Annotated in this window: 20 protein-coding genes and 2 tRNA genes; 16 read left to right on the forward strand and 6 right to left on the reverse strand. The window is 33.8% G+C overall.

From position 1 onward, the window contains the following. From IKS50_RS05170 to IKS50_RS05200, 7 genes are all read left to right on the forward strand, one after another. Positions 1–289: 2-oxoacid:acceptor oxidoreductase family protein (locus tag IKS50_RS05170; protein ID WP_292846447.1), on the forward strand; the 289-nt coding region annotated here is incomplete at its 5' end. 12 nt (positions 290–301) lie between these two features. Beyond that, positions 302–544, forward strand: coding sequence for a pyruvate synthase subunit PorD (porD, locus tag IKS50_RS05175; RefSeq protein WP_292846450.1), 243 nt, complete (start codon positions 302–304; stop codon positions 542–544). A gap of 14 nt (positions 545–558) precedes the next feature. Further along, on the forward strand, positions 559–1,707 hold the full coding sequence (porA, locus tag IKS50_RS05180) for a pyruvate synthase subunit PorA (RefSeq protein ID WP_292846453.1): 1,149 nt from the start codon (positions 559–561) through the stop codon (positions 1,705–1,707). 2 nt (positions 1,708–1,709) lie between these two features. Continuing rightward, entirely contained in the window at positions 1,710–2,579 is an 870-nt protein-coding gene (gene porB, locus IKS50_RS05185; RefSeq protein ID WP_394357525.1) for a pyruvate synthase subunit PorB, read from the forward strand. Positions 2,580–2,588: 9 nt separating this feature from the next. After that, positions 2,589–3,089 (forward strand): 4Fe-4S dicluster domain-containing protein, encoded by a 501-nt coding sequence (locus IKS50_RS05190; protein ID WP_292846456.1) that lies wholly within the window; start codon positions 2,589–2,591, stop codon positions 3,087–3,089. Positions 3,090–3,096: 7 nt separating this feature from the next. Further along, positions 3,097–3,336, forward strand: a complete 240-nt coding sequence (locus IKS50_RS05195) for a 4Fe-4S binding protein (protein ID WP_292846459.1) — start codon at positions 3,097–3,099, stop codon at positions 3,334–3,336. Positions 3,337–3,386: 50 nt separating this feature from the next. After that, positions 3,387–4,229 carry a fumarate hydratase gene (locus tag IKS50_RS05200; RefSeq protein ID WP_292846462.1) on the forward strand — a complete coding sequence of 281 codons (843 nt, stop codon included), beginning with the start codon at positions 3,387–3,389 and terminating at the stop codon, positions 4,227–4,229. Positions 4,230–4,254: 25 nt separating this feature from the next. Here IKS50_RS05200 and IKS50_RS05205 read toward each other — a convergent pair whose 3' ends face one another. The 3 genes from IKS50_RS05205 to hmdC all read right to left on the reverse strand — a co-directional run bounded on the left by IKS50_RS05205 (position 4,255) and on the right by hmdC (position 7,671). Beyond that, positions 4,255–5,139: a PhoU domain-containing protein gene (locus IKS50_RS05205; RefSeq protein ID WP_292846465.1), complete on the reverse strand. Its 885-nt coding sequence runs from the start codon at positions 5,137–5,139 to the stop codon at positions 4,255–4,257. A gap of 8 nt (positions 5,140–5,147) precedes the next feature. Beyond that, on the reverse strand, positions 5,148–6,017 hold the full coding sequence (locus IKS50_RS05210) for a hypothetical protein (protein WP_292846468.1): 870 nt from the start codon (positions 6,015–6,017) through the stop codon (positions 5,148–5,150). 157 nt (positions 6,018–6,174) lie between these two features. Further along, complete coding sequence (hmdC, locus tag IKS50_RS05215; protein WP_292846471.1) at positions 6,175–7,671, reverse strand: 5,10-methenyltetrahydromethanopterin hydrogenase cofactor biosynthesis protein HmdC; 1,497 nt, start codon at positions 7,669–7,671, stop codon at positions 6,175–6,177. Positions 7,672–8,111: 440 nt separating this feature from the next. On the opposite strand from hmdC, the gene hmd reads away from it, so the two are divergent. The 7 genes from hmd to IKS50_RS05250 all read left to right on the forward strand — a co-directional run bounded on the left by hmd (position 8,112) and on the right by IKS50_RS05250 (position 13,452). After that, a complete protein-coding gene (gene hmd / locus IKS50_RS05220) occupies positions 8,112–9,125 on the forward strand; it encodes a 5,10-methenyltetrahydromethanopterin hydrogenase (RefSeq protein WP_292846596.1) in 1,014 nt (337 codons plus the stop codon). 122 nt (positions 9,126–9,247) lie between these two features. Then, on the forward strand, positions 9,248–10,246 hold the full coding sequence (gene hmdB / locus IKS50_RS05225; protein ID WP_292846599.1) for a 5,10-methenyltetrahydromethanopterin hydrogenase cofactor biosynthesis protein HmdB: 999 nt from the start codon (positions 9,248–9,250) through the stop codon (positions 10,244–10,246). A gap of 20 nt (positions 10,247–10,266) precedes the next feature. Next, a complete protein-coding gene (locus IKS50_RS05230) occupies positions 10,267–10,746 on the forward strand; it encodes a DUF3236 domain-containing protein (RefSeq protein WP_292846474.1) in 480 nt (159 codons plus the stop codon). A gap of 3 nt (positions 10,747–10,749) precedes the next feature. Further along, positions 10,750–11,541 carry an SAM-dependent methyltransferase HcgC family protein gene (locus tag IKS50_RS05235; RefSeq protein WP_292846477.1) on the forward strand — a complete coding sequence of 264 codons (792 nt, stop codon included), beginning with the start codon at positions 10,750–10,752 and terminating at the stop codon, positions 11,539–11,541. Next, a complete protein-coding gene (locus IKS50_RS05240; RefSeq protein ID WP_292846480.1) occupies positions 11,531–12,226 on the forward strand; it encodes a Nif3-like dinuclear metal center hexameric protein in 696 nt (231 codons plus the stop codon). The genes IKS50_RS05235 and IKS50_RS05240 overlap by 11 nt, the downstream gene beginning before the upstream one ends. Positions 12,227–12,245: 19 nt before the next feature. Further along, a complete protein-coding gene (locus IKS50_RS05245) occupies positions 12,246–12,899 on the forward strand; it encodes a hypothetical protein (protein WP_292846483.1) in 654 nt (217 codons plus the stop codon). Further along, on the forward strand, positions 12,892–13,452 hold the full coding sequence (locus tag IKS50_RS05250; protein WP_292846486.1) for a UPF0254 family protein: 561 nt from the start codon (positions 12,892–12,894) through the stop codon (positions 13,450–13,452). The genes IKS50_RS05245 and IKS50_RS05250 overlap by 8 nt, the downstream gene beginning before the upstream one ends. Positions 13,453–13,458: 6 nt before the next feature. On the opposite strand, the gene IKS50_RS05255 is transcribed toward IKS50_RS05250, so the two are convergent. The 3 genes from IKS50_RS05255 to IKS50_RS05265 all read right to left on the reverse strand — a co-directional run bounded on the left by IKS50_RS05255 (position 13,459) and on the right by IKS50_RS05265 (position 14,133). Continuing rightward, positions 13,459–13,531: transfer RNA gene (locus IKS50_RS05255), tRNA-Thr, on the reverse strand. Between the two features lie 29 nt (positions 13,532–13,560). Beyond that, a tRNA-Leu gene (locus IKS50_RS05260) sits at positions 13,561–13,643 on the reverse strand. 67 nt (positions 13,644–13,710) lie between these two features. Beyond that, positions 13,711–14,133 (reverse strand): hypothetical protein, encoded by a 423-nt coding sequence (locus tag IKS50_RS05265; protein ID WP_292846489.1) that lies wholly within the window; start codon positions 14,131–14,133, stop codon positions 13,711–13,713. 72 nt (positions 14,134–14,205) lie between these two features. Here IKS50_RS05265 and IKS50_RS05270 point away from each other — a divergent pair, with 72 nt between their 5' ends. Together IKS50_RS05270 and IKS50_RS05275 are read left to right on the forward strand one after the other, a co-directional pair. Then, positions 14,206–14,373, forward strand: a complete 168-nt coding sequence (locus IKS50_RS05270; RefSeq protein ID WP_292846492.1) for a 4Fe-4S binding protein — start codon at positions 14,206–14,208, stop codon at positions 14,371–14,373. 8 nt (positions 14,374–14,381) lie between these two features. Then, on the forward strand, positions 14,382–15,158 hold the full coding sequence (locus IKS50_RS05275) for a TrmB family transcriptional regulator sugar-binding domain-containing protein (protein ID WP_292846495.1): 777 nt from the start codon (positions 14,382–14,384) through the stop codon (positions 15,156–15,158). Positions 15,159–15,168 lie beyond the last annotated feature (10 nt).

Consider the following 15,168-nt stretch of genomic DNA (forward strand, 5'->3'; position numbering starts at 1 on the left):
AAATGTAGTAGACGTGTTTTCAGGAATTAAGGACAATACTGAAGTAATTATTAACACTGAAACTTTTGAAGGTAGTGGAGAACATACAGTTCACAAAATCGATGCAACAGGCATTGCACTCGATATGTTAGGACGCAATATTGTCAACACTATTATCTTAGGATACTTTGCTAAAAAGACAAATGTAGTAAGTATTGATTCACTTCTTGAAGTTATTAAGGAAACTTTCCCTGGAAAAGTCGGAGAGTTAAATGCTGAAGCTACTAAAAAAGCTTACGATATAGGATAGATGGTGAGAATAATGGTAAGTATAGGATGTGTAATTAAAACACCGGGAAATACTAAAAATAATAAAACTGGAAGCTGGAGAACTTTCAAACCTATTTTAGATAAAGAATCATGTATCGATTGTGATAATTGTATTTTATTCTGTCCAGATTCCTGTATAAACAAACAACATGATATTGATTACGATTACTGTAAAGGATGCGGAATTTGTGCAAACGAATGTCCTTCAGATTCAATCGAAATGGTGAAAGAATAAGGAGAGGATGATAAATGGTAAAAGAAGTAATGACCTCAAACAAAGCAGTTGCAGAAGCTGTAAGATTAGCTAAACCACAAGTTATTCCTGTTTACCCAATTACTCCGCAAACTACAATTTCAGAATACTTAGCACAATATGTTGCTGATGAAAAAATTGATGCTAAATATGTTAAAGTAGAATCAGAACACAGTGCAATAAGTGCAGCTGTCGGAGCAAGTGGTGCTGGAGTAAGAGTATTTACAGCAACATCTTCACAAGGATTAATGTTAATGCACGAAATTTTATATGCCGCAGCAGGTATGAGAACACCATTCGTTTTAGCTGATGCAAACAGGGCAATTTCAGCTCCATTAAACATTTGGAATGACCAACAAGATTCCATTGCACAAAAAGATGCAGGATGGTTACAAATTTATGTTGAAAATGCACAAGAAGCATTGGATACAACATTAATGGCATACAAAGTTTCAGAAAATCCTGAAGTATTACTTCCATCAATGGTATGTTTAGATGGATTTATTTTAACTCACACAGTTGAACCTGTTGAAATTCCAGATCAAGAAAGTGTAGACAAGTTTTTACCTCCATATGTTCCAGAACATGCGTATCTTGATCCGAAAGACCCAATGTCTATCGGTAACTTTGCTGACCCTAACTATTACATGGAAGCAAGATACGCTATGGATGTTGCAATGAAAAAATCCCTTGACGTAATCCAAAATACCTGTGATGAATTTGCAGAAATATTTGGAAGGCAATACGGTCTTGTTGAAGGATACAAAACAGACGATGCTGAAATCATTTATGTTGCTATGGGATCACTTTGTAGTAGTATAAGAGTTATCGTAGACCAATTAAGAGACAAAGGCGAAAAAGTCGGTTTGCTTAAAATCAGATCATACAGACCGTTCCCTGTTGATGCCATTAACGAAGTTGTAAAAGACTGTGCTAAACTAGCTGTTGTTGATAAAAACTTCGCAATTGGAATGAGCGGAGCATTATATGCTGATATGAAACTTAAAATCGACAAAGAAATGTATGGATTCATTACTGGTTTAGGTGGAAGAGATATTACTCCTGAATCATTAATTGAAATTTATGAAAAAACCAAAAATGGTCCTGAAAAAGATGTCACATGGATTGGACTTAAGGAGGAATAAAAATGGTGGACATTCCTGATAAAAATTTATTAGCACCAGGACACAGAGGTTGTGCTGGTTGTGGAGCATCTATCGCAGTTAAATTAGCTTTAAATGCACTAGGTGAAAATACCGTGGCCATTTCTGCTACCGGTTGTCTTGAAGTTATGACTACCCCATATCCGGAAACTGCATGGGAAATTCCATTCATTCACGTCGCATTTGAAAACTCAGGTGCAGTCGCATCTGGTGTGGAAAGTGCACTTAGAATTCAAGGAAAAGATGACGTTAATGTAGTTGCTTTCGGTGGTGACGGAGGAACTGTAGATATCGGTTTACAATCCTTATCCGGAGCTATGGAAAGAGGCCATAACATGACTTACATCTGTTATGATAACGAAGCATACATGAACACCGGTATTCAAAGAAGTGGGGCAACCCCATATGGTGCAAGCACTACAACTTCACCAAGCGGAAGTGCAAGTTTCGGAGAAGACAGACCTAAGAAAAACATGCCGATGATTATGGCCGCACATGGAATACCTTACGTTGCAACAGCTTCAATAGCATATCCTGAAGATTATGTTAACAAAGTCAAAAAAGCTGCAGAAACTAAAGGCCCTGCATATATCCACTTACAACAACCATGTACTACTGGTTGGGGATATCCTTCTGAAAAAACAATTGAAATGGGTAGATTAGCTGTAGAAACTGGATCTTGGATTTTATATGAAATCGTGGACGGCAAATTTGAAATTACTTACAGGCCTGAAGAAAGAAAACCTGTAAAAGATTATTTAGCTCCACAAAAAAGATTCAGACACTTAAATGAAGAACTCATTGAAAAAATCCAAAAATATGTTGACGCAGAGTGTAAAGAACTAGGTTTATAAGGTGATACAATGGAAAGTATTGTTGTAAATAGCAATTTATGTGACGGATGTCTCAACTGTTCAAACATGTGTGCATCAATCCATAATGCTAGCAGAATAAAAATAATAGAATATGATTCTTCCTTTTATTCCATTGTATGCCAACATTGTGAAAGTGCACCATGTATAAAAATCTGTCCAACCGATGCAATAACTGACGAAGGAGTCAATGCAGAAAAATGTATCGGATGCGGATTGTGTGTTATGGTTTGCCCATTTGGTGCAATGACTTTCCAATCAAAAGTTGCTGAAAAATGTGACCTCTGTGCTGACAGAGAAGAAGGACCTGCATGTATCAAAGCATGTACCAAAAGAGCTATTAGTGTTGCTGATCCTGAAAAAATTAGAGCCAAAAATCAAGAAAAATACTTGGCTAAAATGGCGGGATTATATGAGCCTGATAGCGGAAAAAGTAGCTTTGTCCATGTGATTACAAGTCAAGCAAGAGCAAGACTTGTTTTAGATGAATAATAAAATTATGTTTAAATCAGGAAATTGTGCAGAATGTACAACCTGTGGAAGTTGTCAACAAACACCAAATGTTGACACTCCAACTTTATTTTGTATGCATTGCCAACCATCAGAAGCGCCATGTTTATTAATTTGCAGTGAAAATGCCGTTGAAGTATTAGGCGGAGCCATCACAATCAACAGTGAAAAATGCAACCAATGCGGGGATTGTGTTGAAGTCTGCCCCATAAACGTGATAAAAATATAAATATTTTTAAAATCAAAAATAACATTAATTAATTTTACAAGGTTTTTATTTTGATTACTAAAGATACTATTAAAGATGCGGTTTATGAACTCTACAAAGAGGCGGTTATCGTTCTTGGTGATGATGTAAAAAAATCACTTGAAAATGCTCTTGAAATTGAAGAACATGAACTTGCAATATTGAATATTGAAGCTATTTTAAAAAATATTGAACTTGCTGAAGAAAAAGGAATTCCGATGTGTCAGGATACAGGATTGCCAGTCGTTTTCGTTAAATTAGGCAATGTTGAGGTTGAAGATTTGCGTGAAGGAATCGAAGAAGGAATAAAGAAAGCAACAACTGATGTCCCAATCAGACCGAATATCGTAGATCCAATCACTCGTGAAAACACTAACATTAATGTTGGGGAATACATCCCTCCAATTGATATTGAATTAATTGATGAAGATTATTTAGAGATAACTATTTTGCCAAAAGGATTTGGTTCAGAAAACAATAATGCTTTAAAAATGGCTCTCCCTGCTGATGGAATTGAGGGAATAAAAGAGTTTGTTGTTGAATCAGTTCTTAAAGCAAAAGGAAAACCCTGCCCTCCAACAGTTGTGGGTGTTGGAATTGGAGGAACCTCCGATTTATGTTTGAAACTTGGTAAAAAAGCCTTGCTTGGAAAAGTTGGCGAAAGAAACCCTGATCCGGTATTGGCCAAACTCGAAGAAGAAATTCTTGAAGAAATCAATGCTTCAGGAATCGGACCAATGGGACTCGGCGGCAAAACTACAACATTAGATGTGAAAATCCTAAAAGCCCATACCCATACTGCAGGACTTCCAGTCGGCGTTTGTATTCAATGTTGGGCCAACAGACATGCCACAACAAGAATATACGATGAATAGGAGCAACCTCCTTAAAATACATTTTTTATCTGAAAGACCTTGGAGTGGTTGGTCTTGGAATATTGTCATGGAACTCAACAGCAACATCCATCATTTCAACAGAAATGTCTCCAATTCTTTTAAATGCTTTAATAAGTCTGAACAAGTAAATAAAATAGTTTGAACGCTCTTTCTCATCAAATGAACTTTCTGCCATTTGAGTTGCAATTAAATTTATAGCTTTAGACTGCATGATGTGAATTGTTTCTTCCAGTTCCATTAAATCATCTTTTAACTCTGTTTTTCCTTCAATGAAGGCAGTCATAGCTAAACGAATCATTGCCTGAGCGGTTTTATACATTTTTTTCAATTTCTTTAAAACGTTATCGTCCACTTCATAAACATCATTAATTACAAATTTTGCAATATGGCCGCAGTAATCTCCGATACGTTCCAAATCATAAGCTATTTCATTGTAAAGTATGGATTTTGAAATCTCAGAATGTTTATTGATGCTAACAATTGTTTCAACAGAAGTTCTGATTTTCTCAACCATATTGTTAGTAGCATAATCCATTTCTAAAGCCTTATTGGCTTTAACTTCATCATATTCTAAAACGGCATCAAAAGATAATTCAAGTTGTGAGTGAACATGTTTCGCCATATTTGCCAACATGTCATTAATTAAAACATTGCCAGTGCTGTTTTTAGTGGTTACATAATCCCCTATAGATTCCATTACCTCTTCATAACTTTTTAAGTCAATCATATAAGCTCGTTTAACGGTTCCATCTTTTACAAGAGGTTGTAAAAGTTGAGTAACATATCTCCGGGTGATTCCTAATTTTTCAGCTATTTCATCTTGAGTTGATGGATTTTCATATAAAATAACGTCCAATACATCTTTTAATGTTTTATCTCGTTTACTCATTTAACTCACTATTTTTTATAATCATCTAACAAATCATTAGATTCAAAATGGATTTTGCCAGTGGATTCATTTATTCCGGATTTATGTTTCTCGTCAACAAGTGTGTCATTAAAGTTAACTTGAGGCTCGAATTTTGATTGATTGATGCGCTTTTTATTTTCACGGATGCTTTTCATTTTTTCCTCATAATTAAAAGCATTGTCTTTTTTTGGAGGATTATCCTTTTTATCCTTTTCCTTATTAGAGTTTTCTTCAGAACTTTCACGTTTAATTCTTGAAAATTCATCCTGATACTCTCTAGCAGACTTTAAAATATGGTATATTACAAATAAAATCAATATTAATGCAATGACAGCTATTGGAAAGTCAAAATATGCAAATACGACATCATACATATTTGTTATTGCATTGTCCATATCTACAAAACCCCTAGCTAAAAATATTAAACCTACAAATCCTATAATGGCTCCATGAGATTTTTTAATAATATCCGGTTTTAGTATAAGCGGATAGACACTTATAACCAACATTGCAATTCCTAAAATCCTGTATAGGCTGTTGTTTGCAAATTCCTGTAATGACAAATATGCAGTAAGGAATGTTTGAGGCAAATATCCCCATCCGGACAATAAAGCGAGAATTAATAATAATTGAATCAAAGCAATGACTATAAGTGGAAATATATATGCGATTTCCCATTCAAAATCTGTACTGAATGTTGCGGAAGAAACAGGTTTTTCCAAAGCTTCCGAAAGCATATTATAAAGCATTGATGAAATTACTGAACCTATAACTGTACCTGCAACTCCTAAAATAGAAGTTAGAACAGCAACAAATGCTGAAATAAATCCCACTAGTATAATCTTTTTATAGTTCACAATTTCACCTTACAAATCAATTTAAAAAAACAAAAATAATAACATAAATATTATTTAATTTAATGTTATTATACTTTAAGTACTTTATGTAAAATATTTTTTACATTATTGAACTGCAGGCGGTTAAATAAAAAAAGATTCCCATTAAATAATGGGATTATACAATTGTTAAGGCATTTGGCACTTTTCTTAGAACATTTTCTTTGACTGGAATCATTGTTGATGATGCAATAGAAAAGTCTGCTTGATTGGCTGCTGTTTTATCGTCAAGTTCACCGATGATTGTTACATCCAGACAATTTTGTAGGTTTTCTACCGTATTATCCAATACCCATTTATCGACATCAGAAATAATAATCTCGTCAGCCTGTTTAGATAATTTTTCGGCAAGAACCCAAGAGATGAACCTTCCACCATGCAATGCAATAGTATTGCCTTCAGCCAAATTAACAATTTCGTCTAAAGTATGCTTTAATTGAATATTTTGATACATTCTAGAATTTACAAGAGTTGCCCAATGAGCATCACCGATATGATAATCTCCAATTTTATGAGGATAAATATTTTCAGGACCTGCTATTTTTACTGCGGTAGCAATTGCAAGCAAATCATGTTTTTGAGCAGGTAAACCCCTATTTGGGAATTCCTCATTGATGATTTGAAGTATTCTTGGAAGTCCGAATTTTCCTCTCCTTGCAGTTCCAGGTTCATATCCGCACATATATCCATGATGATTTTTAGGAAAACCAGTGATTACCATATTTAAACCAGATCTAAGCCCCGCTCTAACTTCATGCTCATATGCTCCATTGGTCGCCACTACTTTTCCGGGAGATAAAATCCTGGCAGCAGCAATAGTTTTCGCATAAGCTTCGGTTGCATTTTCACATCTGTTAAATGGTCCTCCTTCAACTACTATAACATCTGCACCAATTTCTATTGATTTTTCAAAACCAATGATGACCTCATCATAACCATCACCTACAAACATGATTGACTCCAAACCTTTACCATATTTTTTAGCAAGGTTTGCGATGTCAATAGCTTCTTTTAGAGGAGCCGCGTGGCCGTCTCCAGTTTGTTCTGAAGTTACATTGACCGCAACAGATGAGGATAGCTTAACCCATCCTTCCTTATCGTCTTTTTGTTCTAATTCCTTATCGATTAATCTTTCATGGATTCTTCCGCGTGGACATTCTGTAAATGCAGGCCCCTTATTATAACATTCCCCACCGCATCCGGAAATGTTTTTAGGAAGCCTCATCGCACCATTTTCTCCAAAATGATCAAGGTCTAAGGGCACATCAACTATCTCATGAACTTTTTGCATTACTTCAAGACCGGTCATTCCAAATTTTTCACCAATGTCTGAAAATGCATATGCGCAAATGTGAATTGGTGCTCCAATAAAATCAGATAAACGGCAATTACCCAACAAATCCATTAGTTCTAAATCGGATGCGCATGTTCCTGAAACTACTTCGGTTAAATCGCATCCTAATGGAAATCTTTTAAACTGCATTCCTAATTTCATTGTTTCTTCAAGTGAAAGTTCAGATATTGCATCCACCACTTCACCCACATCTTTATTCATTTTTGAAATTTCAATTGCTGCGTCATCATCATGAACTGCTTTTTTTATTAAATCATACATGAATTTTACCTCAGAGTTATAGTAATCAATATACTTTCAGTAGCATATCTAATAAAAAACTTTCTATTTTTTGATTTTTTGAATTTTGATTAAAATCTATTATATTAAAAAATAAAAAGTAATACTAACTTATTATATATAATGAAAAAGTATTACCAGTATTACTAATAATAAGAAAATAATAGAAAAAATAATACTGAATAAAGACATTACATAAAGATTTAAATATAATAAAAATTTAAATAAATATATTACTGCATGTATTAAAAATTATAATTTTTATCATACTATTAAAGATTAACATGTAGTAAAAACTTTTCATTTTGCTAAAAAAGTGAAAAGTAAAATTAAAATATATATGTTTTAAAGGAGACAAAAAAATGGTACTTTCTAAATTAAAAGAGAAATTTGGAAGCCATGAAAGCAAAGGAGACAAAAAAATGAAAGTAGCAATTTTAGGTGCAGGATGTTACAGAACACACGCTGCAAGTGGAATTACCAACTTCTCAAGAGCTTGTGAAGTTGCAGAAGCAACCGGAAAAGAAAACATTTCTATGACCCACTCAACTATTGAAATGGGTGCAGAATTATTAGAATTAGCTGGAGTAGATGAAGTAGTTGTATCCGACCCAATATTTGACGGCGACTTTGTTGTAGTAGATGACTTCGACTACGCAGAAGTAATTGCAGCTCACAAAGCAGGAACTCCAGAAGAAGTAATGCCTGCAATCAGAGCAAAAGTAAATGAATTAGCTGAAACCGTACCAAAACCATCTAAAGGTGCAATTCACTTTACTCACCCAGAAGACTTAGGTATGAAATGTATTAACGATGATTCCGAAGCTGTTGCTGATGCTGACTGGGTTATGACCTGGTTACCAGAAGGAGGTATGCAACCTGACATCATCAAAAACTTCGCTGAAGATATTAAAGACGGTGCAATCGTAACTCACGCATGTACTATTCCAACTCCTGGATTAAACAAAATCTTCGAAGATTTAGGTAAAAATGTGAACGTAGCTTCCTACCACCCGGGTGCTGTACCTGAAATGAAAGGACAAGTTTACATTGCAGAAGGTTTCGCTGACCAAGCTTCCATCGACACCTTAATGGACTTAGGTCAAAAAGCAAGAGGATCTGCTTTCACCTTACCTGCAAACATGGTCGGTCCTGTATGTGACATGTGTTCCGCAGTAACCGCAATTACCTACGCAGGTATCTTAGCTTACAGAGACACTGTTACCCAAATTTTAGGCGCTCCTGCTGGATTTGCTCAAATGATGGCAAACGAAGCTTTAACTAACGTAACCGCATTAATGCAAGATGAAGGTATCGACAAAATGGACGATGCTTTAAACCCAGCTGCATTATTAGGTACTGCTGACTCAATGAACTTCGGTTCCTTAGCAGAAATCGTACCTACAGTACTCGATTACTTAGGAAAACAAGAATAAACACGATAAGTTAAATTGTTGGTTAATTCCAACAATTTTAACTTATTTTTTAATCGTTGAGAGAATTAGCTATTAAAAAATAAGTTAATCTAATTTTAAAAAAAATGAGAGATAGATGTTATATGATTGATGAGATTTTAAATAAAGCAAAACAAGGAAAAGAATTAAGTGATGATGAATTTTTAGAATTGTTAAATATCGAGGATGATGAAGATTTAGAAAAATTATTCGAGATAGCGTGCGATATTAGAGATAATCAATCAAAAGTAATTAAATTAACATCTACAGTGCATCTTACAAACAAATGTCAAATTCAACCTAGATGTGAATATTGTGGATTTGCAGAAGAAACTTCTGAAAAAGGATATTATAATGCCTTTTATAAATCTAATGATGAGATATTAACTGCAGTGAAATCCATTCAAAAAGCACATATCCCTCGTGTAAGTTGCTCCGGAGGATATGGATACAAAGGAAAACAAGCGGTAAATGCATGTAGAATTGTAAAAGAAAACTCAGATTTGGAAATTCTAGTGAATGTTGGTGGAGACCTAACTGAAAAATCCGTGCAGGATTTAGCTAACTTGGGTGCTGACACTATTTGCTGCAATTTGGAAACCATCAATGAAGATGTGTTCTATCAAAGAAAGCCTGGAGACTCCCTGGACCAAAGAATATTGACCTGCAAAAGGGTAAGCGATGCTGGAGTGGGATTATCATCAGGATTGCTTTTGGGACTTGGTGAAAGCAAGGAAGATAGAATCAAACATTTACGTTACCTATCTAATTTTGAAACATTGGAAGAAATTCCAATTATGGGCTTTAATCCATATGAAGGCACTCCAATGGCAGATTGGCCTGCATTCCCACTGAAAGAACAGTTAAAAATGGTTGCAATTACAAGAATAATGTATCCGGAAATTACAATCACCATGCCGACACCAACTGTTGGTCCTGAAAATGTGGAATTTTCACTTAAAGCAGGTGCAAATAATCTAGCCACTGTTATTGCTGATAATTATCCTCATGAAGTGAAAGGCGTAGGTTCTCCGGAATATGGTAATTACACAGAAGTAGTTAATGTTATTGAAAAATTAGATTTAATACCTCAAACTATTTAATCTCTTTTAGATATGATACTATGGCATTTGAAAAAATGATTAAAAATGCATTTGAAGAATCTCGGAACAACTGCAGATTCGGCGATACCCTTGAAGAAATCACTGAAATTCAAGAGTATATTAAAAATGCTCAAAAAATTTATATTCCAAACAAAAATGGCATTAAAGTAGAAGTTTTAAATCAAGTTTTAAGAGAATACAATCTGCCACCTGCAGAAATTCTCCATATTAACACCAATACCGCAGATACCAGTAGAATACCTGCTCTTGCAAAAGCTTACATGGCACTTGACCAAAGTGATGCTGATTTAATTATTGCAAGAGGTCGTCTTGGTATTCCAGGATCTGGCTCGCTTTTAATTTTCATTGATAATAAAGGAAGGATATTGACTTGCGGAACTTCCCCTTCACATTTGATTCATCAGAAATCCATTGAAGAGGCAGTTTATAGTGAAGCTTGTGAAGCGCTTGAAAAAATTGGATTTAAAAAAGAAGGGTAAACCATGAATGTTGATACTGGAATTACATCTGAAGTATTTACAATAAAATCTGAAACTAAGTTACTTGATATTTTCAATGAGATAATCAATGAGAAATCACAAGCCGTTTTTGATTATATTGAAAGCTTAAAACTTGACATCGACACAAAAATAATTGTTATTGGAACTTATTTTACAGGCGTGGGAATTGTTAAAAAGTTAAGTGAAAAATACACAAATATCCTATTAATTGATATTTATCCTCATTTAGAAGAGTTATTAAAAACTGAAATTGGCGGCGAGTTTAAAAATAACATTGACTTTACATCAGATTTGAACTTAATTTATAGTGGAGATGTTGTTATTGACACCACAGGTTTTGGTGGAATAAATGTTGAACAATCCTCAAAAATTAATGTGAATACATTTATTATAGAAGATCCCATTGCTGAAGAAAATGACAGGTTATTAGAAGAGAAGAATAATATCTATGACAGATTAAATGCAGTTACCGCTGAAAATAAAGCAATTATTAAAACAAAAGGGATTAACACTAAAACGTCAGGAACAATGACATTGACTATCGGTGTTTTGACAAATGTGTTGAACAAATGCCTTGAAAGGGAAGGTGTGCTTTATAGCGCATGTGAAATGGGCTTTTTCGAAGAAGTTATTTTTAAAGAACAAAATATTGATAAATTCATGTCACTAGTTGACAAACCTGCTTTAAAAGTATCCGCCATTAATCCGTTTAGCTGTGATGAACTTGTCAAAAAAGAAATTGATAAAATAAACTGCGATTTAAATGAAGCTTAAAGAGATAATTGATTTTTTAGACGAAAAAATTCCTGAAAATTTAGCATTAGACTTTGATACTGTTGGATTGATGGGAAACTATAATCCGGATTTGGATATCAGTTCAATTAGGATTTTTATGGATTTATGGCCTGAATATGATGATTTTAGTGAAGATACATTAATCATTACACATCATCCGCCATTATTTAATCCGAAAACACCAACATACACAATTCATTCAAATTGGGACATTGTCGATGGGGGCGCTAATGAAGCATTAGCTGAATGCCTGAAGTTGGAAGTGATTGATTATTTTGATGACAGAACAAATATCGGAAGAATTTGTAAATCAGATTACTCCTTCAATGAGTTGAAAGATATTATCTTGGATAATTTTGAAAATGTAAGAATCGTAAACAACATGAACGGCGAAAAGATAATTGAAAACATTGGAATTATCTCAGGTTTCGGTTTGAAAAACCCTGATTATATCAAATTAGCTAATGAAAAAGATTTAGAAATGTTGATTTCAGGAGACCTTACTCAAGAAACTGCAATCCTTGCAAAAAATTTAGGAATCACATTAATTGATTTAGGCCATCATGAAAGTGAAGTCCCTGGATTGTATGCCCTAAAATCTCTTTTAGAAGAAATTAACCTGAATACTGAAGTTATTGATAAAAAACCTATTGGAAAACTATAATATTTAAAGATGTGATATGATGAGTGTTGATAAAATCCAAGAAATGGAAAATAAACAAGTCCCTAAAGGCAGAATTGACCTAATTGGATGCGGAAGATTAGGTCTAAGAATCGGAATAAACCTAATGCAAGTACATCGTGGCGGCCCAAAAGTCATTGGCGCCTTCGATGGTCAGAAGATTGACGGCGGGGATGTGATATTTACACTTTTAGGTGCTGAAGTAGGCGAAAACAAACCTGATTTTTTAAAAAGAATCTGTACCCATGATGAAAGTTTTAGAAATGTAGAAAGTCATCCCGAATACATTGATGACGATAATTTAGATTTGATTGAAGGTGATGTGGTAATTATTGTAATTGCTGGCGGAAATACAATACCAACAGCCGCAAAAATTATTAAACATGCTCATGAAAAGGGAGCTGTAACAATTGGAACAGCAGGAATCTTTGGTTTTGGAAATGAAAACATTGAAATAAAAGATATTTCTGAATATGATAATAACAACCCTGCTGTTGAAGAATTGAGAGCTCAGGGAATTACTGAAAATCATTTAGTTTTAACAACTAATAAATTAATCCGAGACAATGAGCCAGTTACTCCTTATACATTAGATGAAGTTGCAAAAATTCTTACCATGACCGCATTAAAAAAATTAAGAGATAAAAATGATTAAAATAGCTACTGCAGAGTGTTTTACTCACGGAGAAATAGGAAGAGAACTGCATGCACTAGCCCAAAATTATGATGGGAACTTTGGATGCAAATATATTGAGAATCCTAAAGAATATGGGGACTTTGATTATAATGAGTTAAGTGTTACATGTAGTTTATTTATTCCAACAATTGAAGCTGTGCAGAAAATATTGAATGTTTCCAATCCTCCGAAGCCCGATACTTTAATTAAAGGAATTAAGGTTTATGATGAAAAAGGAGATAAGGAAGTTTCAAAAATCATGGCGGATGCTGTAAAAAAAATGAGCGGCTGCGATATAGCGATTGGAACTACTGCAGGTGTTGGACGTGGAGCAATTAGCATTATCACCGATGATTATGAAATTACAACCCTCACTGATATTTACGCTGACTTAAACGAATTAAATAGTGAAGACTTATTTAAAAGATCCCAGGCAGGAATTAAAAAAACACTAGAAATTATATTGCTTTTTTTAAACAATAATTTTGACAAAATAGAATCTTTAGAAAATGTTGAAATTATAAAAAAATAGTTTAAAAGCCTTAGGGGGGATTCGAACCCCCGACTTCTACCTTACCAAGGTAGCGCTCTACCACCTGAGCCACTAAGGCAAAAACAGAAATCGTAAAAAATTAATGAGTGCATGGGAAGGGATTCGAACCCTCGAAGGCCTATGCCAAAGGATCTTAAGTCCTTCCCCTTTGGCCGCTCGGGCACCCATGCATATAATAAATACTTTATTTCAACATACTATATAAAGATTATGGTTATATTGAAATTTTTAAATATTTCAGACTAAACCATTATTAAAAGAATATAACCATAATGAAGTTGCAGTTAAGACTAAAATCACCATTAACCAAATAACAACGAATAGTTTCTTAGAATCGGAACTTCCTTTTGTAAAATATTTCTCACCGGGCATGTCGCTTGATATTTGACGATTGTTTTTGTATTGATCGTCATTTCTTAAATAATTATAAAATACCCTTGTAACAAAATAAAAGAATACGAACAGGACAACTCCAATAAAGGGAACCAATCCCCTATTAAAAAACATTATTGAGATAATTGAAAACAATAACATTAATAACAGCAAAAATAATCCGGATAAAATTATTGAAATTGTCTTGTTGAAAATCATCACTACACCCATTAATATATTTGAGAGACATAATATTAAAACTTTAGGTATGCCTAATAATTTTTGCATTTAATAAAATATATAAACATTAAAATAATTAAATTAAATTATATTTTTCTAAAATTTTTAATGGTGGATTAATTGAAAGTAGATATGGAAGAATGCGGAGTTTGTGAAGATTGTATTGATGTCTGTTTAGAAGAAGCAATCGAAAGAAGAGGATATACAATCATTATTGACGAAAGTAAATGCAATAATTGTGGTGAATGCGTTGATGTTTGCCCAGTTGGCGCATTATACGAAGAATAGGTTTAATTATGAAAAGTAAATTCACTTTAATTGATTATATAATAATTATACTGGTAATATGTGCAATTTTGTTTGCATTTATCCACATCACTACTGATGATTCATCTGATTTACAAAAAACCGCTTTTGATGAATCAACAATAAACAAAATACCTGATACTTATTCAAAATACTATAAAGACGGCTATATCGTAAAAGCAACTGTAGAAGGTTTTAATGCAACTGACGGGAATAAAACAACATTAGAAGGCAATGTTATATGGGAAGATGAAAACAGTGGGAATGCAATTAAATTGTTAATTGAATCCGATAATCAAAGTTATCTGGTGGGACCGTATAGAACCGTACCAAATGCCGACATTTACATTGACCAGATTGTTTTGGAATGCACCGGTGAGAAATATAAAAACTTATGTGAGATAAAAGTCAAACCTGAAGAAATCACTTCAATGAAAGACATAACCGGAAAGATTCCGGATAATACCAATTATGAACTCACCACAATCATGTCACTCGACTCTCTTAATTCAGAAGATGCTCAAAAAATCCTAAATAAGATTTCAAGTCATGACAAACGAGAATCCTTAAAAACTGAAAACAGTATGGAAGACAACAAAATAATCATTAAAAGAGCGACAGATGAAAACCTTAATGATATAGATTCCGTTTTAGGTAGTTTTAACGGAGTAACAGATGAAATCACCATTAGAATATATGATTCAAGCGAAAGTCAAATTAATGAAATTAGTAAAAACTTTGATGTCATAAACATAAGAAATTTCTAGTTGGTAGGCT

The organism is Methanobrevibacter sp., assembly GCF_017539065.1.
Lineage (GTDB): Archaea > Methanobacteriota > Methanobacteria > Methanobacteriales > Methanobacteriaceae > Methanocatella.

What these genes read in the sequence shown, in the direction of transcription:
- porD (WP_292846450.1), top strand. Translation starts at nt 302, where the DNA reads ATGGTAAGTATAGGATGTGTAATTAAAACACCGGGAAATACTAAAAAT.
- porA (WP_292846453.1), top strand. Translation starts at nt 559, where the DNA reads ATGGTAAAAGAAGTAATGACCTCAAACAAAGCAGTTGCAGAAGCTGTA.
- porB (WP_394357525.1), top strand. Translation starts at nt 1,710, where the DNA reads ATGGTGGACATTCCTGATAAAAATTTATTAGCACCAGGACACAGAGGT.
- IKS50_RS05190 (WP_292846456.1), top strand. Translation starts at nt 2,589, where the DNA reads ATGGAAAGTATTGTTGTAAATAGCAATTTATGTGACGGATGTCTCAAC.
- IKS50_RS05195 (WP_292846459.1), top strand. Translation starts at nt 3,097, where the DNA reads ATGTTTAAATCAGGAAATTGTGCAGAATGTACAACCTGTGGAAGTTGT.
- IKS50_RS05205 (WP_292846465.1), bottom strand. Translation starts at nt 5,139, where the DNA reads ATGAGTAAACGAGATAAAACATTAAAAGATGTATTGGACGTTATTTTA.
- hmdC (WP_292846471.1), bottom strand. Translation starts at nt 7,671, where the DNA reads ATGTATGATTTAATAAAAAAAGCAGTTCATGATGATGACGCAGCAATT.
- hmd (WP_292846596.1), top strand. Translation starts at nt 8,112, where the DNA reads ATGAAAGTAGCAATTTTAGGTGCAGGATGTTACAGAACACACGCTGCA.
- hmdB (WP_292846599.1), top strand. Translation starts at nt 9,248, where the DNA reads ATGATTGATGAGATTTTAAATAAAGCAAAACAAGGAAAAGAATTAAGT.
- IKS50_RS05230 (WP_292846474.1), top strand. Translation starts at nt 10,267, where the DNA reads ATGGCATTTGAAAAAATGATTAAAAATGCATTTGAAGAATCTCGGAAC.
- IKS50_RS05235 (WP_292846477.1), top strand. Translation starts at nt 10,750, where the DNA reads ATGAATGTTGATACTGGAATTACATCTGAAGTATTTACAATAAAATCT.
- IKS50_RS05240 (WP_292846480.1), top strand. Translation starts at nt 11,531, where the DNA reads ATGAAGCTTAAAGAGATAATTGATTTTTTAGACGAAAAAATTCCTGAA.
- IKS50_RS05245 (WP_292846483.1), top strand. Translation starts at nt 12,246, where the DNA reads ATGAGTGTTGATAAAATCCAAGAAATGGAAAATAAACAAGTCCCTAAA.
- IKS50_RS05250 (WP_292846486.1), top strand. Translation starts at nt 12,892, where the DNA reads ATGATTAAAATAGCTACTGCAGAGTGTTTTACTCACGGAGAAATAGGA.
- IKS50_RS05265 (WP_292846489.1), bottom strand. Translation starts at nt 14,133, where the DNA reads ATGCAAAAATTATTAGGCATACCTAAAGTTTTAATATTATGTCTCTCA.
- IKS50_RS05275 (WP_292846495.1), top strand. Translation starts at nt 14,382, where the DNA reads ATGAAAAGTAAATTCACTTTAATTGATTATATAATAATTATACTGGTA.